The organism is Labrenzia sp. ATLA3 (genome assembly GCF_057180185.1).
In genome coordinates, this window is sequence record NZ_JBXUKV010000003.1 from 332,425 (window position 1) to 357,432 (window position 25,008).

Sequence of the window (25,008 nt, forward strand, 5' to 3'; positions counted from 1 at the left end):
CTGCGTCTAGGACGAATGACCGCTCTGATGTGCTGCGCCGTGCAGGAAGTTCCGACCAGGGCCGATCTAGCGAGTTACCAAGCCTATTCCTGAGCTGCCAAGCGTTCCGCGAGTTTGTCGAATGCCTGTTTCCAACCACCTTCGACCGCAGCCCCTTCGGGAACACCGACTTGGGCCATCGTCATCACGGTCTTTCCATCGACTTCGTTCAGTTCGATGATCACCTCGGTGATGTCGGGTGTGCCTTCTGGCATTCCCATGCTCAGCGGCGAAATAATCGTGCCGTCCTCGGTGCACATGCTCTCTGTATAGACAAGGCGCGACGGTCTGCAGACCTCCTTGTAGACTCCCGTGAACCACATCGACATCGTGCGCTCCGGCGAGGTCATCTCCATGCAAACCTTGCGCGTCCCACCGACAACGACATCCATCTCTGCGGTTGGGACTGACATCCCCATCGGCCCATACCATGACTTAAAAAGCTCTGGGTCAGTCCACATAGCCCAGACATCTTCGATTGGCGCGTCAAGCTCACGCTCAATCTTTACCCAGCTTTGCAGATCACTCATGGCTTTTCCTTCATTGATTGCAGGACACTGTCCATCGCGTCGAAGCGGAGCTCCCAGATTTCGCGGTATTGGTCGGCCCAATTGGCGACGACGCGCAAAGGGGCTGCATTCAGTTTGCACGGTCGGAATTGTGCATCTTTCCCGCGTGTGACCAAACCCGCTTTTTCCAGAACACGGATGTGTCTCGACACGGCAGGGAGCGTCATGTCGAACGGTTCCGCAAGCGCATTCACAGTGGCCTCCCCCTTGGCGAGATGCGCAAGAAGCGCCCTACGGGTTGGATTGGCCAATGCTGCGAAGGTGGCGTCGAGTTGTTCGGACTCAGTCATACTCGTTATTATTATACAATCTTGTTAATTAAACAAGCAGTATAATATGATGTCTGCTTCAGCCCCGCGTTGCTGCTCTCGATGACGACCATCTGAGCAAACATTGACGGAGTTTCCAAAAGGGACGCTTTGTCCGCAGTGCAGGCATCTGGCAGACAATCGTCTTTGCAGACGCAACGAAGGTCGGCTTTGCCGAGTTGCGTCGCAGCAACGTATCAGCGCGTGAATGGCAGCTCCGGGCCGTTTGTGTCGGCCAGGCACCAGCCAATGTCCGGATCGGGATGCTGTGGCGCTGCAAGTCCGCTTAGAGCCCACTTTTACACTTGCTGCGGTAGAGGCGAACGTCTGCTATGCCGCTGCTTTGCCTTCTGGCCGAGCTTTCAGGAACAGTGCCAGAACCCCCGCTCCGAGCGCAAACCAGACGGAGCCTATCCAGACAAGATCGTAAGCATGGTGTGCGGTGAACAGATAACCACCCGCGAACGCACCCATCGCGCCGCCGATGGCGTGCCCTGCGGAGATGAGTCCCATCGCCAGCCCCATCTTTTTGATGCCCACGTTGCTGGCTACCAGACTGGCGGTCACCGGGACGGTCGAATAATCGACCGCTCCGAACAGAGCAGCAAACAGGAACAACATTTCGACGGATGTGCCGGGAATGCTTGCGAGCAGGACGAATGTCAGGGCGCGCAGTATGTATATGGCCGCAAGAAGCATAGGACGATTGACCCGGTCCGTCAGCCAGCCGGCCCCGATCATACCGACCAGATTGACGAAGGATAAGAGGCCGTAAGCGGTTGCGCTCGGGAGCGGTGGAAAGCCGCAGAACGCTGCAAAGGGCAACAAATGGGTCTCGATCACACCTGTTGTGGTGAACCCGCATATCAGAAAACTCCAGAACAACAGGTGAAAAGCCGGTTGTCGCAGAATGTCAGTCAGGTCGTTTCGCAGTGTGGGCCGGACGTTGGGTGTGTCATTCTCTTCCACCGTCGGACCGTCTGCCTGCATGCTCATACGAATACAGGGGATCAGGGCGAGGCTGGCGAGCGACAGCGCGCCAAAGCTCCACCGCCAGCTTGCAAATGCCAAAACGGCTGCGATGAGCGGAACGATCAGGAACTGGCCACCCGTGCCCCCCGATGTGCCGACCCCCGTTGCCAGTCCATGATTGGTTGAAAAGCTGCGGGTGACTACCGTGGCTACCACATGCGTGGCAACGATGCCAAATCCTGCGGCACAGAACCCGGCAAACCCGATAATGAACATCAGCTTCCCGTTCATCAGCGCCACGAGTGCACAGCCGATGCCCAGCAATCCCATACCGAGGTTGAGTGTGAATTGTGACCCGCGACGATCCACCAACCGCCCGGCAAAGGGCGCGATGATTGCCATGATCACAAGCGCAACGGCCCCGACGCCGGAGATGTAGCTGCTGGTCCAGCCAAACTCGGCTTGCCAGACAGGCATGATCAATCCCAGTGCCGCACGGGCAGAAAAGGCCAGCGACAACGCGAGAAATCCAAAGGCAACAATGGCCCAGTTCTGCTTTGGCGGGATGGGATTGGGGTCTGACATGTGCGGTCTCCTTATCTGCATGGAGTGCCACACGAGCCAGACTAAGACGAACGAAAACCTGGCCCTTTTACTTTAGCTAAGCTAAAGTTAGTCATGGCTATACGGATTCAGGACCTCCATACATTCCATGTCGTTGCGCGTGCGGGCACGATGCAGGATGCCGCCCATGAACTGGGCGTGACCCCGGGTGCCATCAGCCAGCGGATACGCGCAATCGAAGAGCGTCATGGATCGCGGCTGTTCAAACGCAGCAAGAATGGTTTGATGCTGACACCTGCGGGATTGGCGCTTCAGTCAGACGTAAGCGCATCATTCGCCACCCTTGAAAAGGCGACAAAGAAGCACTTTGTCAGCAATGATAAAACGATCCGTATCAACTCATCCGCAAGTTTTGCGCATACCATGCTGGTGGCAAGTCTTGGACGATTTGCCGACGTGCATCCCAGAATCAGGGTCTCGGTCGAAACCGATGACCGCCTTGTCGATCTCAGATCGGAGCCGGTCGACCTTGCAATCCGCCACGGGCTTGGCATGTATTCAGGCATGCACTCGGAGTGGCTGTGTTCGCCGGAACTTGTGCTGGTCGCCAGCCCGGCATTGTTGGAAAAGACTGGCCCGCTGATCAAGCCCTCAGATTGCCTGAATCATAAGTTACTGCCCGATGCCACTGGCAAGGACTGGTCAATCTGGTTCGAGGCGCAAGGCATTGACGCCAGCAAAGCAACTTATGGCCCGCAATACGGCAACGATTTTCTGACTGTCAAAGCTGTGATCGACGGACAGGGCCTTGCACTGCTCAACGATATTTATGTGAAAGAAGGACTGGCATCAGGGCAGCTTGTCCATGCTCTCGACACCGCATGGCCAACAACCTTTGCATATTATGCCGTCACCCTTCCTGAAACTTTCGAGCGACCAGCGGTCGTAACATTTGTCGACTGGCTTAAAGAGGATATGTCTGACTGTGCGGCTGAAAGTTGACATTGGTGCAATCGCAGCGAAATGGTGCTTCGTCCCGCGCTGCCGACCTTGCCGAATTAACTGGTTGAGCAGTTGCAATGAATGTCTCCTGCGACTGGCCGCACTGCAGCGACATCGAGTTGGATGACCGGCAGCAAAGAGCCGTTTATGTCGACCAGGCACCAGCCAAGTCCAGATCGAGATGCCGCGCCGCCGCATGGCTGCTTGGAGCCCTAAGTTCGCCCGAACGATCATGTCCAATCCTTCAGTTCTGGTCTGGCTCCATCCCTTCGGGCTCGGCCGCGGTCGCGGAGAGCATCTCTTCGAACAAAGCCTTCCACTGCGGCTCGGGAAGAGCAAGCAGACCGAATGCCTTCAACAGGAATGCACCTTCTGCGGCGAGGAAGGTCGTTGCCAACCGACGGTCTTCCCGCTTCGTTAGATCAAGTCCGCCAAAGCGGGCAGCATACCAGTCGCGCATCTCTAACAGCCTATCGGGATGTTGAAGAAGCGCGGTCATGGCCACGGCCGCACGGGAATGGTCCGCCTCATCGGCATCCCGCATTGCCGCGAGATGCCCCAGGATCAACGCTTGTGGCGAAGGATCGGGCCCGGTTCGCCGGGCCACATCGGCGTCGAAAGCGTCTTCCCAGCGGGTGATCATTGACCAGATCAGATTGTCGCGTGTCCCGAAGGCGTATTGCACGCCACCCTTGGTGATCCCCGCGGCTTTCGCCACCGCGTCGAAGCTGAGCGCAGAGGCCCCTTCGGCGATCACCAGCGCCTCGGCGGCATCCAGAACCTTGTCACGGTCGATAGAGCGGGGACGTCCGGCCATTTTCTCTCTTTCAATACGATACGACTGTATTTATATATATGCGCAGCCATGTGACGCAACCCTAACCCGACTCCCCAAGGAAACTCCAGATGCTTCCCCACAACCGTTGGCTTGTGCTGGCCATAGTCTCGAGCGCCCTGTTCCTGATCGTCGTCGACATGACGGTGCTCTACACGGCGTTGCCCAGGCTGACCCAGGACCTTGCCGCGACGGCGTCCGAAAAGCTATGGATCGTGAACGCCTATCCGCTGGTTGTAGCGGGCCTCCTGCCGGGTATGGGCGGTTTGGGAGACCGAGTCGGCCACAAGCGCATGTTCCTCGCCGGGCTAGCCGTCTTTGGCCTCGCCTCGCTGGCGGCCGCCTTTTCACCGACGCCCCCGGCGTTGATCGCGGCACGGGTGTTGCTGGCCGTAGGGGCAGCGATGATGATGCCGGCGACCCTGTCGCTGATCCGCCTTACCTTCACCGACGAGAAAGAGCGCGCCTTCGCCATCGGCATCTGGTCCGCCGTCGCCTCCAGCGGTGCAGCCGGGGGGCCCGTCCTCGGAGGCCTCCTGCTGGAGTGGTTCTGGTGGGGGTCGGTCTTTCTCATCAACGTGCCGATCGTCCTCGCAGCCGTCGTTGGCGGTGCGCTGATGCTGGTCAATCGGCGGCCCGAAACGGCGCCTCCCTTCGATCTTGCAGGCTCCGCCCAGGTGATGGTCGGGCTGGTCGGTTTGGTCTACGCCATCAAGGAGGTCGCCAAGAGCGACCCGTCCATCGCAGCCGCTGGCGTCGCTCTCGCCGTCGGGATCATCGCCATGGCCGCCTTCGTGCACCGCCAGCGGTCGAGTATCCATCCAGTGATCGACTTCGCGCTCTTCCGCAACGCGCGCTTTGCCTCTGGCGTGGTCGCTGCGCTGGTGGCGGCAGGAGCCCTGAGCGGGGTCGAGCTGGTGTTCAGTCAGCGCCTTCAGCTGGTTCTCGGCCTCTCGCCGCTCGAGGCGGGCCTGCTGATCCTGCCGATCTCTGCCGCATCCTTCATCGCCGGCCCCGTGACGGGCCTCGCGATGCCGCGTTTTGGGGACGTGCGCGTGCTGACCTCGATGATGGCGCTGACTGGCCTTGCCTTGGGCGCCTTCCTGCTGACGCATCAGGGACCGACCGCCCTCTGGCTTTCGGTTCTGGCGGTCATGGGCTTCGGGATCGGGGCCACCATGACCGCCGCGTCGAGCGTGATCATGATGTCCGCTCCCGAGGAACAGGCCGGCATGGCGGCCTCGGTGCAGGAGGTCTCGTTCGAACTCGGCGGCGCCGTAGGCATCGCCATCCTCGGCAGCGTCATGACCACACTCTACACCCGCGCCATGACCGTTCCCGCAGGTCTCAGCACGACCGTGACCGACAGCATCGATCAGGCGCTGCTGATTGCCGAGAGCCTGAACGACAGCGCTGCCGCGCACCTCACGTCGCTGGCCCGGGGCGCCTTCGACGAAGCTTTCGTCGGTGTGATCGCGGTGGCGTCCGTCATGGTCCTGGGTGCGGCGTTCGGCATTTGGCGCAGGGGGACATGACATCGGGCCAAGCCGTTCGCGGCGACGTGGATCATGTGTGCCGAGCCGTAGGGCATCATTGTCCGCGCCGCTGGTAACTGGCTGCCATCCGTCTTCGCAAATGCAATGAATGACCGCTTTGCGGTGTTCGTGCGCTGAGAATGACGCGCTGCTTGCCGAATCCGGCTATTTCTCCGGGGCCTCTTTACCTTTGGCAACAAGGATATAACCCGCGCGATGAACCGTCACGATCTCAACCGGGAGCGAACGGATACGGCCGCGAAGGCGGTTTATCAGCACGTCGATGGTGCGGTCGCCCGGGGACCAATTGCGCCCGCAGGTGAATTGTGACAGCTGATCCCGCGTTTGCATCTGTCCTTCGTTCAACAGGAGGGTATGCAGCAGTCGCGTTTCGGCAGGTGCCAGAATAAGATGGTGGCCGTCGGTATCGAGCCTGCGGCTGCGCGGGTCGAATGTCATACCGGCGATCTCGAAAACACCGTACTCAGCTAGGGTGTCTTCATTGGAATGAGCTATCAGCAATTGCTTTATTCGGCTGCTCAGTTCAAGTGTATTAAACGGTTTGGTCACATATTCGGTGGCGCCGAGTCCGATCCCGAGAATCTTGTCTCGCGATTCATCCATCGTGCTGAGAATTATGACCGGGCAGTCACTTCCGCTTTTGATCGCGTTCAGCAACAAAAGGCCGTCACTGTCCGGCAGGCACCGGTCGAGTAGGACCAGATCGAAATGGGTGTCTGCCAGGACGTCTTCGGCCTCGCGCGCTGATCCGACAATGACAAAGTCGGCACCGGCGCCGGCGATGATATCCTCGAGCATCAGCTGCACAATCGGGTCGTCATCGATGCAAAGAACAGAGGCTCTCTTGGCCTCTGACCGTGGACGGACATGATGCGTCGGGCTGGTCATTCCGCAGCCCATGCCGCATTCAGCCGTCGCCAGGACGGAATTTCCGCCAGATCCCGGTCGAGCAGAGAACGATGTGCAGCCAGATTGACGGGCTTGTCTTTGTCGTTGCCGTCGGCTTCGAGATTGCGCAGGGCGGATTCCAATTCCGGCAACGCCAGGATCGCGCTACTACCGGCAAGCCGGTGCGCGGACAATGTCAGCACACGCCGTGGGGTATCGGCGGCCCGCAATTGCCGGCGAAAGTCCGACCAGTTGGATGCGAACACGTCGATCATCGCTTGGACGGTTCCGGGCGCGAGACCCTGCAGACTCTCGGGTTCCTCGTGGCCTGTCGGACCGGTTGAAAAGCTTCGCGGACCCAATCCGAAAATGGCCGACGAAAGGCTGACCTGACCGGCCGGTTTGGCGAGAACCTCGTCAAACCCTGTCGATCGCCCGACCAGCGCATCGACATTGGCCGTTAACGCCAGGAACTTGGCCTGCCGGCTCGTCCGCTCTTGCAGATATTGAATCAGTGTCGGACCATCGCCATCGGGCAAAAGGTAATCGACCACATAGACGTCAAACTCGGCTTCAGCTGCATGATGCTTTGCCTCCTTGACGGATGCAGCGCGGGTGACCTTCAGTCCGATACGTTCCAATTGGTGGGCAGTCACATTGGCGCCGATAGGATCGTCATCGACCAGCATGCAGGACTGTGCGTTCGGCAATTTGCCGGTCGTATGGCTCTGAGATCGCGGGCCGGTCGGATCCAGGGTTTCGGCATGGAAAAGCGGCACTTCGAACCACACCAATGCGCCCTTCTCGAGGTTTTCATACCCGATCCGGCCCGCCATGGCGTCGACCAGATGGTGCGAGATCGCCAATCCCAAACCTGAACCGCCATTGCCGGTATCGCGCGCGGTGGTGTTCTCGAAGGGCCGGAACAGGGCTGTCGCGGCATGCTCTGGCAAGCCCGGCCCATGATCGCGTACCTCGAAACGCAGAGCTTCCCTGCCAGCTTCGGCTGCAATGCGCCGGATTGCAACGGCGACCCCTTCGCCGTTATCCGCCTTTTGCGCATTCGACACCAAATTGCTTAGAACCTGCTGGATCATGCCCCAGTCGACATACGCCGATTTTGGAACATCGACGCCAATGTCGAACTCAAGCGGTGTCCGGGCGACGTTTCGACCGATGATGGCTATCCGGCTGTAGACACGAATTTCTTCGAACAGATCCGTGTCTGTCGGGCGCGGCACGGGCGGATCATTTTCGAATTTTGAGTAATTCAGCACGTTGTTGAGGGTCTGCAGCAAAGCCTTCCCCGCACCTTCGATCACGTCGAGAAAGGTTTCCGAAGTGGCTTGATCCGCAGTGCGCAAAAGTTCAACTGCGCCCAGCACACTGTGCAGGGGGGTGCGTATTTCGTGGCTCATCGTTGCCAGAAACCGTGACATACCGCGCTCTGACTGCTTGGCTTCCTCTGCATCGCGCATGTGCGCAGTGACGTCGTTCAACAGGACCACATGACCCAGTGCGGTATTCTCTACCGCATCGTGCAGTGTGCGAGTGCGGACATCGAAACAGCGCGGTCCGTCCAGCGTGTCCAGCCAAACCGGGTCTTCCGACGCTTCGGTGTTTTCCATGATCTTGTCGATGACCGCCTGCAGCGAACTTTTGCGACGCCGCATGGAACGAAGATAGATGATATCGCCAGCCTGCGCGTCGCGGCCAAGAAACAATCCCGCGGCCGCCTGGTTCGCATTCACCAGATTGCCCCCGTGATCCAGAAGAAATGCAGCATTCCGCAGGCTTTCAAAAACGGCGAAATACCGGTCCTTGTCCAGCGTGATGGCGCGGGAACGCTCCTGCAGTTCACGTAGGCGCCGGTTGTCGTTGTTGTCGTGCCAGTCCGCGCTGATACTGAGCTCGCAGTGGTCGAAGAAATCACGAACACGGGACGCTTCCTGGGCGGTCACGCCGCCGGGTAACCGGGCAAGTTCGGACACGTAGAGGTTTCGGAAGTGCTTGAACAAGCCGAGATACATCTGGAGCGTAATGCCTTGAGATCGATGCATCCGGGCGATGAGGCGCATGCGGGAAAATCGTGGATCCGACGCATAATCAAGCGTCGCGATAGGACCGTTCGGCGCATCGTCGCTGCTGGCAAGATACGTCCCAAGGGCATTGGTGACACTGACAATCGCCTCAACCCATGCGGCGCGGATCGTCGTGGTGAAGGGCGCGTAGCCGTTTGATTTGGCGATCTCGATGGATTGATCGACCAAGCGGTCGAGGCGCTGTTGCAGAAAGTCTGTCAGCGCATCGTTACTACTGTTGCGTCCGAATCCGGGCGGCGTGTCTGCTTGCATGTCTGTCGGCATCTGCATCTTGACCCGTAGGCCCTCCCCAAGAAGCAACGCTTGATCGCAATAAGACCACTAAATCCTGTTTTCGCAAACCCGTGACGTTGTTTGTTTACATCTCGTTTACATCCAGTAACAACTTTGCAGCCTTTGGCGGCGGCTCCTCCTCTATCCTGTCTTTCAATAATCAACCCACAGAACTGGGCGCGTAGACATAGGGAGGATGAACATGCTGCGCATGAAGCGTCGTGAGTTCCTGAAAACGTCATCACTTGCCGGTGCCGGCGTTTTAGCCGCGAACAAGGCATGGTCCTTGAACAGGCTTGAACCCATCGGAGATACTCTGGCCGAGGAATATCCCTATCGCGATTGGGAAGATCTCTATCGCCGGGAATTCACCTGGGACAAGATCGGCAAGGCGGCGCATTGCATCAACTGCATCGGCAATTGCGCTTTTGATATTTACGTCAAGGACGGCATCGTCATCCGCGAGGAGCAGTTGGCGAAGTATCCGCAAATCAACCCCAACGTCCCCGACGCCAACCCCCGCGGCTGTCAGAAGGGCTCGATCCATTCCGCAGCCATGTATGAGGCCGATCGCCTGCGCTACCCCATGAAACGGGTGGGCGAGCGCGGCGAGGGCAAATGGCAGCGCATGGAGTGGGACGATATCACCGAAGAGATTGCCGACAAGGTGATCGACATCTTCGAGAAATACGGACCCGGAAAGCTGATGACCCATACCGGGTCGGGCAGCCAGTCGATGGTCCGGTTTGCGGCGCCCTATCGTTTTGCCTCGCTGGTCGGCGGCGTGCAGCTGGATATCTTCACCGATGTGGGCGACCTGAACACCGGCGCGCATCTGGCCTATGGCAACCCGCTGGAAAGCTTCACCTCGGATGGCTGGTTCGACGCCGACTATATCATGATGTCGATGTTGAACCCCAGTGTGACACGGATCCCCGACGCGCATTACCTGTGGGAGGCCAAGTACAACGGCGCCCGCATCGTCTCGGTGGCGCCGGATTACAACCCGTCGTCGATCCACTCCGATCTGTGGATGCCGATCAAACAGGGCACTGACCCGTTCCTGGCAATGTCGATGGTCAATGTGATCATCGAGGAGGGCCTCTACAAACCCGATTTTGTCAAGGAACAGACCGACCTACCGGTTCTGGTCCGCACCGATAACGGCAAGCTGCTGCGCGAAGCCGACCTGGTCGATGGCGGCTCGGACCAGAACTTCTATCACTGGGACCTGAACACCGGTGCCCCCGTGATGCTCAGGGGCACGATGGCGTCGGAGGAGAAGACCATCGCGCTTGATGGCGTCGATCCGGCGCTTGAAGGCACCTTCACGGTCGAGGGGATCGAGGTCACCACGGTCTTTGAAAAAGTTCGCGCCGAAGCGGCGAATTACACGCCCGAATCCACGGCGAAAATCACCGGCATCGCCGCCGACACCGTGCGGGGCGAGGCGCGTCATTTTTCCAAGGCGAAAAAGGCGATCCTGATGCTGGGCTTCAATGTCGGGCGCTATTCCAACGGCATCTACACCGGTTGGGCGCAGGCGCTGATGCTGGCGCTGACCGGGCATGGCGGCAAGACCGGCGGGATGGACACTTCCTGGGTCGACTGGAACCATGGCGCATGGCTGCAACTGGCGCTTTACGGGTTCGAAAAGCTACCAAGGCTGGAGCCCGGCGGTCTGGGCGAATTCCAGCGCGGCCACATGATCGAACACGCGCGCAAATATTACGACGCGGACAAGTTGAAAGAGCGCGTCGGGTTCAACATCGACGAGATGGAAGAGATGATCAACGAGAGTATCGGCGAAGGGTGGATGCCCTACAACGGCGATATGAAGGGGCTGATCTCGATCGCGGACAACAAATTCCGGCGCAACAAGTTCGTCGACAAGTACCGCGAGCGCATCCTTGAAGAGGTCGAGGAGCTTTTCGTCGACATCAACGTGCGCATGGACAGCACGGCGCAGTGGGCCGACTACCTGTTGCCCGCCGCCAGCCACTACGAGGCCTGGGATCTGCGCGGGGTCGGCTTCCACCGCTTCATCAACGTGTTCTCCAGGCCGGTCGAACCGATCGGCGAAGCGAAGCCGGACTGGGACATCATGGAGTTGCTGACCCGCAAGATCCAGGAGCGGGCCATCGCACGCGGGATCGAGGGGTACCAGGATGGCGACGTCACCCGCGATCTGCATACGATCCATGACGACTACACCATGAACCAAACGCTCCTGACCGACTACGACGCCACCAAGTGGCTCGTGGACAACAGCCCCGAAATGGGCGGCGTCTCTCTGGAAGAGGCCGCCGAACGGGGCTTTATCGTGATGAATGCCAAGGGGGGCAACAACCAGCCGATCCCGGTGGACGAACCCTATCGCCCGTTCGTGGCACAGACCGAGAACAAGAAGCCGTACGACACCCTCACTGGGCGTGTTACCTTCTATTGCGACCACCCGACATTCGAGAAGCTGGGCGCGATGGTGCCCACTGCGCGGCATCACGCAGGCAGTGAAGCATCGAACTTCCCGCTGAACTACTACTCGCCGCACACGCGATGGGGCATCCATTCCAACTGGCGGTCGAACAAGTTCATGCTGCGGCTGCAGCGGGGCGAACCCAACATCTACATCAACCCGAAACTGGCGGCGCAAAAGGGCATCACGGACGGCTCGAAGGTGCGGGTTTTCAACAGCGCGGGCGAGTTTTTCGCGCAGGCTAAGTTCTATCCCAGCCTGCCGCTAACCTCGATCATGATGGAGCACGGGTGGGAGCCGCATCAATACGAGCAGTGGAAACCGATGAACAACACCATGGCCACGCTGATCCAGCCTTTGGAACTGGCGGGCGGATGGGGGCACCTGGGCTTCAAGCTTTTCAAATGGAATGCAAACCAGCTCGCGCATGAAAGCGGCGTTGACGTGGAGCCGGCTTAAGAGCCGCGTGAGAGGGAGGAATAAGACATGGCCGTGAAACGTCAGCTGAGCATGGTTCTGGATTTGAACAAATGCATCGGGTGCCACACGTGTACATCCGCATGCAAACTGCAATGGACCAACCGCAACGGTCGGGAATACATGTACTGGAACAATGTCGAGACCAGACCCGGCACCGGGTATCCGAAGAACTTTCACGAGATGGGCGGCGGGTTCGACGAGGACGGCGCTTTACGCCTGGGAAAAGAACCCAGCGCCGAGGACTATGGCATTCCCTGGGAGTACAATTACGAAGAAGCCCTTATGACCGGCACGGACCCGTGGCTGCGCCCCAATGTCAAACCGACATGGGGGGCGAACTGGGACGAGGACGAGGGTGAGGGCGACTATCCGAACTCATACTATTTCTACCTGCCGAGGCTGTGCAATCACTGCGCAAATCCTGCCTGTCTGGCCGCCTGTTCGCGCAACGCGATCTACAAGCGTCAGGAAGACGGGATCGTCCTGATAGACCAGGAGCGCTGCCGTGGATATCGCTATTGCGTCTCAGCCTGCCCCTACAAGAAGGTCTATTTCAACGAGCAGATCTCGAAATCCGAGAAATGCATCTTCTGCTATCCGCGCATCGAGAAGGGCCTGCCAACCGCCTGTGCCAAGCAATGCGTCGGCCGGATCCGCTGGATTGGCTATCGCGACGACAAGGACGGGCCGATCCACACGCTGGTAGACAAATACAAAGTCGCCTTGCCGCTCTACCCCGAGATGGGGACACAACCCAACGTCTTCTACGTGCCGCCCCTGTCGCCGCCGAAAATCGATGAGGCCGGAGGCGCAACCGCCGAATCCCGCGTTCCGCTGGACTATCTCGAAAGCCTGTTCGGTGACGGGGTCAGCGCGGCACTGGAAACGATCACCGCCGAACGCGCCAAGAAGGCCGAGGGCGGCGAGAGCGAGTTGATGGACACGCTGATCGGCTATCGTCACGCCGAAATGTTCAAGCTAAGCTGATGTCGGTCGCGGTATCATCACGCCCTCCGATGGGCGACAGCCCGCAAAGGGCACGGGCGAAGGAACGCGTCTGGCGCCTGGCAGCGCTGGCCTTCGGGCATCCGTCCAAGGAGTTTTTCGACGCCGTGGCTTCGGGGCAGTTTCACGAGGCCTTCAGCGACGCCTGGGCGGATACGACCGGTGCGCCCTGGCCCGCCATGCCCGTCTCGCCGGATTTCGCCAGTTTCGAGGCGGGCTATATCACCGCCTTCCTGCACGGCGATCGGGGCAAGCCTGTTGCCGCCCTGCTGGCCGGAGAGCATGAGCACATTCTCGCGGGCCTGACCCGGCCCTCCTTCATGCTGAATGTCGCGGCCTTCTACAAGCATTTCGGCTTGAAGGCGGCGACCGGCGACGAAGGCAAGACCGACGAGCCCGATCATCTTGCCAGCATGCTGGAACTGATGGCGGTGCTTTGCCACTTCGAGGCGACCGCGCTGGCCAAGGGCAAGGATGCCTCGGGCTATCGCCGTGCGCAGCGCGATTTCCTGTGCCGCCATCTCGGTCCAACGCTGGAGGCCGTCGCCGGATTGCTGCGGCGGAATCCGGTCGAGTTGCTGGACCCCACGATCGGTCAGCTCGTGCAGGACATCAGCGCCTGGGCCGCGGTCCAGATCAACGAACTGGAGGTCCGGGTCGGTCCGTTTCACGACCCCGATGCGCCCAAAACCAGCAGCGGCCCCGCCGAGTCGGCGGCACAAAACCTCTGGGGATAAGGAGACCCACCATGCAAAGAACGATCGTGACCCTGACCGCATTGGCCATGCTTTCGACTCCGTCTCTGTCTGTCGCCCAAGCCGTGGAAGATGCGAATATCAAACTGATCGAGGCCTATGAAACTGTAAAAGTTTCGACCATTCCCGACGGCATCTACCTGCGCAACGTCAACGACCCGGACGACATCATCTGGCAACGCCTGCCCGAATATCGCGTTGCCATGTTACCGGCCCCGGCGGTGCATCAATCGGTGGAGCTCAGGGTCAATTACGATACCGAGGCAAGCTATCTCAACGTGACATTGGCCAAGACGTCGGATCGGTTCTATGTGCGGCTGCGCTGGGTGGATGACACGAAAGATACCGAAACGGCGTTTGACCGGTTCCGGGATGGCGTCGCGGTGCAGTTTTCCATGGGGGATGACGAGACATCCTACATAATGGGAGACGGCCCCGACAGCCCGGTGAATATCTGGTACTGGCGCTCCGACAAGGGCGAGGTGCAAAACCTTGCGGCGGGCAGCCCCGGCAGCACCACGATCCTCGACGAACAGCCGGTCAGCGGCGAAAGCCAATATTCCGACAATGACGGCGATCCGAACCAATGGACGGTCGTGATGTCGCGCCCGATCGAGGCGGATGGCGATCACAATGTGTCGCTGGACCGGGACATGGTGCCCATGGCCTTCGCCGTCTGGCAGGGAGCCGAGAAAGAGCGCGACGGGTTCAAGCGCGTATCGGACGGCTGGATCCTTCTCGACATGGCATCGGAATAAGCCATGGATTTCCTGACCCCTGAAGAAAAGGCAAGTGGCCCCAAGACCGATTGCGGACTGGGTCACGCCTGCCAGTTCTGCCCGAAAGAAGACAGCTGCACGCTCGACAAGCCGTATCACAACAAGGTTCTGATCGAGAACCGGCTGCAGGAGATCGACCAGATCATCGTCGTGCTGGCCAACAAGGGCGGGGTTGGCAAAAGCACGGTCAGTGCCAATCTGGCCGCCGGGCTGGCGCGAGAAGGATTTCGCGTAGGCGTGGCCGATGCAGATATCCACGGGCCTAATCAAAGCCGGTTTTTCGGTTTTGCAGGCGCCAAGATCCGCACCACGCCAGCGGGATTGCAGACCCATGGCTTCCAAGCCGCAGAGATCGCACATCCGGTCGAGGTCGGATCACTGGCCTTCATGCTCGAAGACGACACCACTCCGATCGTCTGGCGAGACGCCTACAAACATGATTTCATCCACCATCTCATCGGCAGCTTCGATTGGGGATCTCTGGACTTTCTGGTGGTCGACATGCCCCCGGGCACCGGCAACGAGCTGATCACGCTGTGCGACATGCTTGAAGGCAGCAACGTGTCGGCAGTTCTGGTGACGTCGCCACAGGCAGTGGCACAAATGGACAGCCTCAAGGCCGGGCGGTTTTGCCGCGAGCGGGGCCTGCCAGTTGTCGGAGCCGTGGTGAACATGGCCGGAGTGGAATGCCCGCATTGCCACGAAGAATTTCATCTGTTTCCCGATGCGGGCGTTAGCGAGGCGTTGGGCCAACTCGACATCGACAAGATCGCCGAAATCCCCCTTTCGCCCGATCTCGCGCTGGGATCAGACCGCGGGGAGCCGGTCGTGACCGCGATGCCCGACACCGCGGTGGCGCGCGCCTTTGCTCCGATGATCGAAGCGGTCGCCGCGCTTGGGCGTGAGGGTTTTCACCAGGCGGTCGCCGCAACAATGCAAGATGTGTTTGCCGAAAATCTGAACGACGCGGACCTGCAGGCGGCGTTGGCGGCATTGCCTGAAAACGACGCGCTAGGCGTCGGGCTCTCGGAACTACTGAACCAGGAGGCCGCCAGACTTAAACAGGCCACGCAACCGGCGGAGGATGACGGATAGATGCACGGATCAGTTGAAAGGGTTTCGCGTCGGGGATTTTTCCTCGGCCAGTTCGGGGCACGCCCCGAGGCAGCACCGGGTTGGTATTCGGTTGACGGCCTTTCCGCGGGCCCCGACGACGTGTTCTGGGATGGGTGGGCCGACGAAACCGGCCTGTTCGTTGTCGGCGATCACGGGGCGATCAACCACTTCGATGGTGAAGACTGGGTCCGGCTGCCCTGTCCGGCACCCGTGCCGATCCATGCGCTTTGGGGCACAGATCGGGCAAACCTGTGGGCCGTCGGTTGGATGGGATTGATCCTGCACCATGACGGAGAGATCTGGAGCCAAATGCGTGGCTGCGTGGTCGACGCGGGCGGAAAATATGCCTCCGTTGAGGAGAATACCCCACTGTTCGCCATTTGCGGCGGCGCGGACGGACAGGCGTGGGCCGTTGGTGATCGCGGCATGATCCTTCATTTCGACGGGGCTGATTGGACGGTCGAGAACGCTGGCACGCACGCTCATTTGCGCGCGGTGATCCGCCTCGACGATGGGCGTGTGATGGCCGCTGGCGGCGATGGCACGGTGCTGATGCGCGATGTCGAGGGCACATGGCACGCACTGGACTGCCCGGTGGGCTCCAATTTCACTGCCGCAATGGCCTTGCCTGACGGGCGCGTTTTACTGGCCGGAGGCCGCTATTTCATACAGGCGAACGGGTTTCGCGGCGATCTTGTCATGTGGGATGGTGAGACGTTCGAAAAGCTTTTCACCGACACGGAGTTTAGCCGCTTCCGGGCCTTGGGGCGGACCGGCAAAGGCCTTGTGGCGCTTGGGGATGCAGGACAAATCCATCTGTTACGCGACGACCATATCGACCGCCTGCAAAGCGGCACAGGGCACGATCTCCTGGGCCTGGTCGACCTGCCGTCAGGTGATGTGATGGCGGTCGGCGATTATGGCAGTCTTTTGGTGGGCGGCAGCGCGGCGCTGAGCTGTTTCGCACCCGCCATCCGGCCCGGCGAGGAGCCGGCGAACTGGTCCGCGATGCAGAGCGGTACCGACCGCCAGCTTTGGGGCATCTGGCACGATCCCGAGCAGGACATGCTGTTTGCCTGCGGCGAGGAGGGGACCGTGCTGGCCCATGATCGCGGCAAATGGGAGGCGCTGCCGCCGGCAGGCGCGCTTGGAATTCACGACCTGGCGCGCGCCCCGGATGGCGGATTGCTGGCTGCGGGTCAGTTGGGCGAAATTCACCATTTCGATGGCACGGCCTGGCGCAAGCATTTCGACCTGTTCATGGACATCACGCTGTTGTCGATGTGGTCCGATGGCCGCGGACAGATCTTTGCCGTCGGCGACGAGGGGCTTGTACTGCATTGGACGGGCGTGGATTGGGAGCGTATGCCATCCGGCACCAAGAGCGCGCTTTATGGCGTGTGGGGTATCGATGCGGAGCATCTGCTGGCCGTCGGGGATTTCGGCCAGGTCATGCGGTGGAACGGCAAGCGCTGGGACGAGTTTAACGCCGGAACCGAACATTTCCTTTTCGACGTCTGGGGGCGGTCTCTGAGCGATGTTTTTGTTGTCGGATTATCCGGCACAATCGGCCATTTCGACGGGTCTCGATGGCATATCACCCCGGCGCGGGCGCGCAACGACCTCTTGGCACTGACCGGGACCGAGACCGACGTGGTGGCCGTTGGCGCCGCAGGCGCAGCGGCGCGTTTCGACGGCCATCGCTGGCATATGGACCCGACCGGCACAACGGCCGGCTTGCGGGCGATCGCAGTGGATGGCGCGGGCCGGTATTTCGCTGCGGGCGATGGCGGGACAATCCTGTTCCGAGACGCTAAATGACACCGTTTACGCGAGAACCGAAGTGCTCGACCTCAGAGGCAACCCAGGTCCAGCCGCCCCTGTTGGGATACATCCAGTCCCAGGGGCGCGGTGGTGGCGACAGGGTCTTGAGCAATGTCGCCGATCGCCTGATCGCGGCGGGCATCCGGGTGTACGGCATCGTTCAGGTCAACCGCGAAAGGCGCGACGGGCAGCGCTGCGACATGGACATCAGAATCCTTCCGGAGGGATCGGAGGTCCGGGTGTCGCAAAGCCTCGGCCTTGGCGCGCGCGGGTGCCGGCTGGACAGCGGTGCCCTGGAGATAGCCGTCGCCAGCGTTGGTGCATCTTTCGGTCCGGATGCGGATCTGCTGATCGTCAACAAGTTCGGCAAACAAGAGGCCTCCGGCGCAGGCTTTCGCACAGTGATTGGAGAGGCCATCGCTCTTGGCGTGCCTGTTCTCACCTGCGTGAACGTGCTGAACCAGGAGGCATTTGACCAGTTCTCAGCCGGACTGCAGGTGCGGCTGGAAGCGTGCGAAACTACGCTGGTCAACTGGTACCTGACCTGCCGGCAGACCCCTTGGCCAAGTAGCCGCGCTCATTTGGACACCGTCCAGAATGTTCCCCCCACCAACAGCACACCGTGACAAGCTGTCCAAAGGTCAACACCCTTCGCCGCAGTTTCACACTTGATCACTGCGCGTGAGCCACATCTTGAAAATCGGACGCTGAACATGATTTGGCAAATGCCCGAAACGTCCGCACTGCCGGCATCTGGCTGCCACCCGTCTTCTGCAACGCAGCGAATGACCGCTTCGGCGGACTACGCCGCAGCAGAATGTTAGCGCGTGAATGACCGGTTAGGGCCGAAACTAAACGCATATTGGCACCAATTTTCAGCTTTCTATGAGGTTATTAAGTGTCGGCTTGGTCGATCTAGATTGCGATTATTGCATAGTGTTCCGTATGGAGCTGACCTCGCTCAGCGGAGAACTTAGAAAGCTGGCAAGGGCTCTCTGCAACATTCGAATCGATTCAGTTCAGCGCACCTATGTGGCCAGCATTAAGTAACCCCGTCGATTCCCTCCGAGGCCGAAATAAGCCGGAAAATGATTTCTGGGCTGTGCGTTGGGTCGAACGGATCGCCTGCCCACGTCCCCCAAACGTATTCAACGGCGAGGCCCCGTGACTTCGCCAACTCTATAACCCGCTCGGCGGCCATGAACCGCAGCGTGCTACGCGAGTGCAAACGCTCGGTGGGATTGCCCAACTCGTAACTCTCGAGGAAGGTGACCAATTCGCCCTCGGCGCGCTCGACCTCGTGAACAACCCGCACCAATCGGCCGTCCGGCAACCGCCTCGGCGCGCCTGCTTGCTCGGGGGTCCAACGATCCCAGGCGCGCGCCGCAGGGTTACGGGTCTCAAACAGGAAGGCCCCGCCGGGGGCTAGCCGCCGGCCTACTTCGCTAAAAAGGTTCTCAACGTCCGTGTCCCGAAGGAGACACTGGAATGCATGGCCGGTCATGATGATGGCGTTGAACCGTTCAGTTTCCGGGACGTCCGCTATCGTCCCTTCGATCCAGCAGACGGCGTCTCCGCCCTTGATACGGGCTCTGGCGAGCATCGGCCTCGCAGGCTCGATACCGACGACCTGGTATCCAAGGTGAGCAAGTTCGATCGCGAAGGTGCCGGTCCCGCAACCGAGGTCGGCGACCTTCGCCGGTGGGGCTAAGAGCTGGGATAGGTAGAAGTCGAAATCTTCGCGCTCGTCGTTCAGCGTGTCGTAGACAGCCACGAGATTGGAGGCGTGGTACAATTCATCCATTACTACATTCTAGAGCTCTGGCAGGCAGAGCGAAACGTTCTACTGGTAATATCGCTCTGTAACCGACTTTCAGGAATTGTGCACTGAGTGTCCGCATGGTTGGCATGTGAGCGGAGATTGTTCTTTGTGGATGTTACGAATGGCCGCTTTAAAGGCTTGCTTCGCTGCGAAGAGGAGCTGAGTGAATGTCGGCTTTGGGCTGGAAGCAGACATTCGGCATTGGTGTGTGCGTTGAAAATGCGGGCATTTGTGTAGATGCATGGCGTCACAGGGCTCCTACAGTGCTTTTAGGACTTTAAAGAAATTCGAGTTTTTGATGCGGCGCATTCAAAGAACTTACACCTAATTTTTCATATTACACCTGATGAATTAAGTATTTTTATATATTGGCATTTTTATACATGTATTTGATTCTAGAGTTACATTAAGTTAAATTTCACAAAAGAGACCTAGTTGTGCAGTTTACGGATATTGTTGCTGCTGCAGAACTCGAATTCAGGATTGCCGCGCCCCCTGTCACGGAAGTAGTTCTTCATGACCACGCGACTCTGGTTGATTGCCCTCTCACTGATCTCCAACGTCCTGGCGCTTGCCCTTCCGCTGGCACTCATTCAGGTCTATGACCGGATCCTTGCCAATCAGGCTGTTGGAACTGCAATCGTCATCTTTACGGCCGTGGCCCTCGCCATTCTCATGGATGGACTGGTCAAATACGCACGCGCCGCCATTCTCGGGCGCCTTGCAGCCAAGGCGGAATACGAGCTCTCCCTGAAGACTGCTGAAAAGCTGCTGACGATCGACGCGAAAAAGCTCGCCGGTTTCAGCCCGGGGCGCATTCGCGAACTGTTTACGGCCATCAACAGATCCAACGATGTTCTCGTGGGTCAGTCGACGCTCGCGCTTTTCGACGCGCCCTTCGCCGTCACGTTTCTTGTATTGGTCTGGTTCCTGGGGGGCCCCACGGTTTTCGGACCGCTGGCGGTGCTTCTCGTTTTTGGTGCCCTCGCGCTCTACGCCGGCTTCAGACAAGCACGCGCCGGCGTGAGACTGTTCGAGGCATCCGCGGACCAGACATCCCTGATCATGAATGATCGGGAGCGGATCGACCGGATTGTCGAGCGGGGGGATCTGGGAGATTTCGCCGGCGAATTGCGCCATTACGAAAAACAAAAGGCCGCAGCGCAGGAAGTCATTGAAAGCAACCTGGCTGCCGCGCTCAACCTGAGCCAGACCGGCGGGCTTGCAACGACGGTCCTGGTTCTCGGGGTCGGGTCGCTTGTTGTCCTCGCAGGCGACATGACAACCGGCGGGCTCGCAGCTTGCCTCATTCTCGGTCAAAGAGGCGTCGCCGGCCTGCTTGGCCTCATCAGCGCGATGGCGCGGCACAGGGTCTCAGCGTCCGCATTCAGAACCATAGAGGACCTGCTTTCGCTGCCGTCGACGTCCGCCCTGGATCTCGCGTCGCGCAAGGGCAAGGAGGCTGTCGGGCTGCGCTTTCGGGTCGACGGCCAGCTCCATGATGTGCGTCCCGGCCGGTGCCTGATCGTCAGACCGGCCGATGCGCAGCAGGGAAAACTACTCTTTCAGGAACTTGTACGCATCGTGGAGAGCGGCAGGCGAGAAACCGCGGGAAATCTTGATAACGTGGAACTGGTCGCGACCGATGGCGAACCGATGCCGTCACACCAGGGCCACGTCTCGGTCTGCGATGCCGCGCTGACTGTCTTCAACGGCACGATACTTGAGAACATGACGGCCTTTGACAGCGACGCAACGGGGCGCGCACTCTGGCTGTCGGAACGACTTGGCCTCGACGCTGCAATCGGCCGTCTGCGGGAGGGGCTGGAAACGCCTCTGTCGCCGGGGCTCGGTGTTCCGCTTTCCGACGGCCATCTTCGGCGCCTTATGATTGTCCGGGCCTTGTCCGGACAGCCGAAGCTACTTTTGCTTCGCAATCCCTCGCTCTATCTGGATGCACGCGGCACGGAGCTGCTTGCCGCGCTGCTGAAAGACCTTGCGGGCGAGACAACCGTCGTCGTGTTCGAGGATGCCGGCGGCTTGGTCCGACACTTTGAAACGGTCGAGGACCTGGTCTGCCTGCCGCCGCAAAAGACGGAAGCTGCCGCATGAACGTCCAGACCAAACTGGCCAGGGATAAGTCGACGCCAGCCACAGAAAAGACAGGCACTGCGAGACGGGAGACCGACCTGGAAAGCATCCTGCACAGCGCATTGACCGACCTCGGTTGGCGGCGGTCCCATGACGTCCTGCTTGCAGCGACACCACATCAAACCGGTGTTGCCACGCTTGACGAGGCTGCGATGGTGCTCGACCTCATCGACGTGGGCGCAAGTGTCGAGGCACGAGTTCCGGCTGCCTGGCGCAGCGGCCTTGATGGCGCCCTGCTGCTTCAGGACAAGACGGGCGTCCATGCCCTCGTGCGCAAGGACACCCGTCTGACCGCGTCCTCATCCGCAAACCTTACCCACGAGCAGGTTGTGCGCCGGATCAACCATGCCGGTAAGATGCTCTTCGTCCACGACCCGGAGCATTCCGTTGCGGCCGTTCACGCAACGACCATCCGGACCCGGATACACAAGGTTGCCGTTACGGCGCTGTTTCTGTCCCTCGTCCTGAACCTCCTGGCGCTTTTCATTCCGTTCTTTTCCATGGCGATCTTCGACCGGGTCCTGGGCGCACAGGCATCGCAAAGCCTGGTGCCGCTTCTTACCGGAGCAAGCGTCGTTCTTCTGTCAATCCTGGTTCTGCGAAGCACGCGTTCCCGGATCCTTGCAGCAGAATATGCGAGGCTCGTTGCAACAACCCGGCTCATTTCGCTGTCTCGTATCCTGCGCCTGCCACAAATGGTCCGCCAGCGGCTTGGCTTTGACCGGCTCCAAACCCGATTGCAGACAACTTCACTGAGCGCAGAAGTGTTCGCCGCCCAGAACACGGCGGCAATCTTTGACGCGCCGTTCGTGCCGTTGTCGATCTTTGCAATCGCGTTTGTCGGAGGCTGGATGGCCGTGGTGCCCGCGGTTTATCTTACGCTTTTCTTTGCACTGAGCTGGCTTTTGAGCGAAGCGAGACAAGGCCTCGACCCACAGCTTGAAAACGCGAATGCAAAACGCGTGGAAGCTCTTACGGAACTGAGCGACAAGGCGGCGGACATCCAGAGCATCGATCATGGCTCTGCCTGGTTCGCCAGGTTTGCATCCATCGCCCGGCGGGCAGCCTTTGCAAAACACAGGCAGGCACAGCGATCCGCGGCTCTCCAATCGCTTGCCTATGTGCTTGGCACCGGCGCAGCGCTGACAACTCTTTGTATCGGCATCGCCCTTGCCATGTCCGGGACGATCACCGCCGGAGCGCTGATCGGCACGATGCTGCTGACCTGGCGCGTGACCGGTCCTTCCCAGGCCTTTTTCCTGGCCATGCCGAGGCTCAAGGCCATTCGCAAGGCCGTTTCGGGCCTGGAGCAGTCGATTTCGCTGGGAGTGCCGCAGGCGCAGCCAGCGGCGCTCGAAAGACTGGAGAACGGCGCGCCGGAAATCAGTGGCAAGGGTCTGTTCTTCAAGTACGACCAGAATGCGGACCCGGCCCTGACCGGCATTTCCTTCGATTGCGCTCCCGGCAGCTTCACCATTGTCATGGGCCCGAACGGATCCGGAAAATCGACGTTCCTGAAGATGGTCGCCGGTCTTGTTTCGCCGCAGTCGGGTCGTCTTTCGATCAACGGACGATCGGTGACCCAATATGATGCGGATGACCTGGCGCGATCCACCTGCCTGCTTCGTCTTGAAGCCTCCGACAGCGAGATGTGGCGTTCCCAAGAGACCCATGAAGTCGTGGCCAAAAGTCACCTGATCCTGCTCGATGACAGCAGCGGCCCTGCCGCTACCAGGGACCGTTCCGACCTGCTTCAGGTGCTGACGGCTCTGAAAGGCAAGGCGACGATCCTGTTCGCGACGCATGACACGTCATTTGCCGAGCTTGCCGACAATGCCCTCATTCTGGACGAAGGCAGCACGGCCTATTTCGGCCCTGTCACGCCCCCCGGCCAATCCCCTTCACCGTCCGAGGAGACGAGCTTATGAAACCCTCCAAAGCGGATGATCGGTTTGAGCTGAACGACGGCAAGGCGGTCAGACTGACCAATGTCGCCGCCGCTGCCGTCGGTGTCTCCCTCGTGGCTTTCATTGCCTGGTCGGTCATGACACCAATCGACGAGGTTGCAAAGGCGCGTGGTGTGGTCGAACCGGTCTCCGAGGTACAAAGGCTCCAGTCCGAACATGGCGGAGCCCTGGCATCCGTTCTGGTGCGCAAGGGAGATGTGGTTGCACGGGGCGACACCATCGCCATCTTCGACCACGAGGAAGTACGCTCCGAACTGCGCGAAGCGCAGGCAAAGGCCCTTGCCCTTGAGCTGGAAAAGGAACGTCTTCTCGCGCTGGTCGAACAGCGCGAACCGGATTTCCATTCAGCCTCCGGTGCGGCTCTTGCTCCGGTGAACCTGCTCGAGGTCGATACAGCAGCAGAGGCTGTGCCTCACCATGATATTGCCGCCGTAAGGGAGTTGATTGCCCGGGAAGAAGCCGCTCTGGACGCCAGAAAGGCCTTTTTGGAAAACGAACGGCAGGTTATCCAGCGACAGGTTTCGGAAAAAAACGCCGATCTCATGGCGATCCTGCACGAGAGGCCGGCTGTTGAACGACAGCTGGCGGTTGCGAAAGAACTGTCCACGACGCTTCAAGGAATGGTTGACCGGGGGCTCGCTCCGCGCTCAAGGCTGGTTGAGGCGGTTCAGGAAGAAGCACGCTACGAATACGAGCTGGCGAACCTCTCCGGTCGGAAGGCAGTCATCGAAGCGGAGATCTCCGAGCTGCGTGAAGCGATGGAACGGGTTGACCTGAACGAGGCCGCCGACGCACGCGACCGGATCGCGGAAATCAACGGTGAACACCGTGTTGTAGACGAGCAAATTGTGCGTCTGCGCCAAAGGGTGCTCGCCACGGAACTCAAGAGCCCGGTGGCGGGCTATGTTCAGTCGGTACCCGATACGGTTGTCGGGCGGGTGATTGAAGCTGGTGGCCTTGTTGCCGAAATCGTTCCGCGTGACGTCGGCCTTCGCTTCGCCGCCCGGTTGCAGCCCCGCGACGTTGGATTTGTCTCTGTCGGACAGCCGGCAAGGCTCAAGATCGACGCCTTCGATTTCAGCCGCTACGGCGCACTCGAGGGCAATGTTCTGGAGGTGTCTCCGACAACAATCGTGGATGAGCGGGGTACCGCCTATTACGAAGTCCTGGTCGATGTGCCGGTCACCTATTTCCGCGACAATCCGGAACAATTTGCCTTGCTGCCCGGCATGACCGGAGAAGCCGATGTTCTCACCGGCAAGAAAACCGTCTTCGAATACATATGGAAGCCGATCTACACGAATCTGAATCTGGCCTTGAGCGAACGGTAGGGAGAGACCGCTATGGCTGATCAACCGGACAAAACTGCTTCGCCCAAGGTCTCAAAGGTCACTCCGGAGGAGATCAAGGACCCCAGGAAGATACAACCCGAAGAAGGGTTTGGCTGGACTCTCCAGAAGGAAGGCAAGGACGGAACTTCTACTGCTTCGCCATCCGACAGCAATGGCCAGGCTGGCAATGCCGA

General features: G+C 59.8%; 19 protein-coding genes. 12 read left to right on the top strand and 7 right to left on the bottom strand.

Annotation, left to right across the window (positions count from 1 at the left end; all coding sequences use genetic code 11):
* Positions 1–83: 83 nt before the first annotated feature.
* The 3 genes from AC2A6O_RS09495 to AC2A6O_RS09505 form a co-directional block, all read right to left on the bottom strand.
* Positions 84–569, bottom strand: a complete 486-nt coding sequence (locus AC2A6O_RS09495; protein WP_498926598.1) for an SRPBCC family protein — start codon at positions 567–569, stop codon at positions 84–86.
* Positions 566–898: an ArsR/SmtB family transcription factor gene (locus tag AC2A6O_RS09500; RefSeq protein ID WP_148582780.1), complete on the bottom strand. Its 333-nt coding sequence runs from the start codon at positions 896–898 to the stop codon at positions 566–568. Before AC2A6O_RS09500 ends, AC2A6O_RS09495 begins: the two co-directional genes overlap by 4 nt.
* A 348-nt stretch (positions 899–1,246) precedes the next feature.
* Complete coding sequence (locus tag AC2A6O_RS09505) at positions 1,247–2,473, bottom strand: MFS transporter (RefSeq protein WP_498926599.1); 1,227 nt, start codon at positions 2,471–2,473, stop codon at positions 1,247–1,249.
* Positions 2,474–2,566: 93 nt separating this feature from the next.
* Here AC2A6O_RS09505 and AC2A6O_RS09510 point away from each other — a divergent pair, with 93 nt between their 5' ends.
* Complete coding sequence (locus tag AC2A6O_RS09510) at positions 2,567–3,454, top strand: LysR substrate-binding domain-containing protein (protein ID WP_498926600.1); 888 nt, start codon at positions 2,567–2,569, stop codon at positions 3,452–3,454.
* A gap of 244 nt (positions 3,455–3,698) precedes the next feature.
* On the opposite strand, the gene AC2A6O_RS09515 is transcribed toward AC2A6O_RS09510, so the two are convergent.
* Positions 3,699–4,271, bottom strand: a complete 573-nt coding sequence (locus AC2A6O_RS09515; RefSeq protein WP_148582527.1) for a TetR/AcrR family transcriptional regulator — start codon at positions 4,269–4,271, stop codon at positions 3,699–3,701.
* A gap of 89 nt (positions 4,272–4,360) precedes the next feature.
* Here AC2A6O_RS09515 and AC2A6O_RS09520 point away from each other — a divergent pair, with 89 nt between their 5' ends.
* Positions 4,361–5,824, top strand: coding sequence for an MFS transporter (locus AC2A6O_RS09520; protein ID WP_498926601.1), 1,464 nt, complete (start codon positions 4,361–4,363; stop codon positions 5,822–5,824).
* A 165-nt stretch (positions 5,825–5,989) separates the two neighbouring features.
* On the opposite strand, the gene AC2A6O_RS09525 is transcribed toward AC2A6O_RS09520, so the two are convergent.
* A complete protein-coding gene (locus AC2A6O_RS09525; protein ID WP_498926602.1) occupies positions 5,990–6,733 on the bottom strand; it encodes a response regulator transcription factor in 744 nt (247 codons plus the stop codon).
* Entirely contained in the window at positions 6,730–9,105 is a 2,376-nt protein-coding gene (locus tag AC2A6O_RS09530; protein ID WP_498926603.1) for an ATP-binding protein, read from the bottom strand. Before AC2A6O_RS09530 ends, AC2A6O_RS09525 begins: the two co-directional genes overlap by 4 nt.
* A 205-nt stretch (positions 9,106–9,310) precedes the next feature.
* On the opposite strand from AC2A6O_RS09530, the gene AC2A6O_RS09535 reads away from it, so the two are divergent.
* From AC2A6O_RS09535 to AC2A6O_RS09565, 7 genes are read left to right on the top strand one after another with little or no spacing between them, the layout of a single operon-like run.
* Positions 9,311–12,043 (top strand): molybdopterin-dependent oxidoreductase, encoded by a 2,733-nt coding sequence (locus AC2A6O_RS09535; RefSeq protein WP_498926604.1) that lies wholly within the window; start codon positions 9,311–9,313, stop codon positions 12,041–12,043.
* A 27-nt stretch (positions 12,044–12,070) separates the two neighbouring features.
* Positions 12,071–13,051 (top strand): chlorate reductase subunit beta, encoded by a 981-nt coding sequence (clrB, locus tag AC2A6O_RS09540; protein ID WP_148583187.1) that lies wholly within the window; start codon positions 12,071–12,073, stop codon positions 13,049–13,051.
* A 29-nt stretch (positions 13,052–13,080) separates the two neighbouring features.
* Positions 13,081–13,806 carry a molecular chaperone TorD family protein gene (locus tag AC2A6O_RS09545; RefSeq protein WP_498926605.1) on the top strand — a complete coding sequence of 242 codons (726 nt, stop codon included), beginning with the start codon at positions 13,081–13,083 and terminating at the stop codon, positions 13,804–13,806.
* A gap of 11 nt (positions 13,807–13,817) precedes the next feature.
* Entirely contained in the window at positions 13,818–14,582 is a 765-nt protein-coding gene (locus AC2A6O_RS09550) for an ethylbenzene dehydrogenase-related protein (protein WP_148583185.1), read from the top strand.
* Between the two features lie 3 nt (positions 14,583–14,585).
* Positions 14,586–15,698, top strand: a complete 1,113-nt coding sequence (locus AC2A6O_RS09555) for a P-loop NTPase (RefSeq protein WP_498926606.1) — start codon at positions 14,586–14,588, stop codon at positions 15,696–15,698.
* On the top strand, positions 15,699–17,540 hold the full coding sequence (locus AC2A6O_RS09560) for a hypothetical protein (RefSeq protein WP_498926607.1): 1,842 nt from the start codon (positions 15,699–15,701) through the stop codon (positions 17,538–17,540).
* On the top strand, positions 17,537–18,169 hold the full coding sequence (locus AC2A6O_RS09565) for a DUF2478 domain-containing protein (RefSeq protein ID WP_498926608.1): 633 nt from the start codon (positions 17,537–17,539) through the stop codon (positions 18,167–18,169). The genes AC2A6O_RS09560 and AC2A6O_RS09565 overlap by 4 nt, the downstream gene beginning before the upstream one ends.
* Positions 18,170–18,585: 416 nt before the next feature.
* Here the strand turns inward: AC2A6O_RS09565 and AC2A6O_RS09570 are convergent, their stop codons facing one another.
* A complete protein-coding gene (locus tag AC2A6O_RS09570) occupies positions 18,586–19,347 on the bottom strand; it encodes a class I SAM-dependent methyltransferase (RefSeq protein WP_498926609.1) in 762 nt (253 codons plus the stop codon).
* 534 nt (positions 19,348–19,881) lie between these two features.
* Between AC2A6O_RS09570 and AC2A6O_RS09575 the strand changes: the two genes are divergently transcribed.
* From AC2A6O_RS09575 to AC2A6O_RS09585, 3 genes are read left to right on the top strand one after another with little or no spacing between them, the layout of a single operon-like run.
* Positions 19,882–21,477, top strand: coding sequence for an ABC transporter transmembrane domain-containing protein (locus AC2A6O_RS09575; protein WP_498926610.1), 1,596 nt, complete (start codon positions 19,882–19,884; stop codon positions 21,475–21,477).
* Positions 21,474–23,444: an ATP-binding cassette domain-containing protein gene (locus AC2A6O_RS09580; RefSeq protein ID WP_498926611.1), complete on the top strand. Its 1,971-nt coding sequence runs from the start codon at positions 21,474–21,476 to the stop codon at positions 23,442–23,444. The genes AC2A6O_RS09575 and AC2A6O_RS09580 overlap by 4 nt, the downstream gene beginning before the upstream one ends.
* A complete protein-coding gene (locus tag AC2A6O_RS09585; RefSeq protein ID WP_498926612.1) occupies positions 23,441–24,814 on the top strand; it encodes an HlyD family type I secretion periplasmic adaptor subunit in 1,374 nt (457 codons plus the stop codon). Before AC2A6O_RS09580 ends, AC2A6O_RS09585 begins: the two co-directional genes overlap by 4 nt.
* The last annotated feature ends 194 nt before the right edge of the window (positions 24,815–25,008 follow it).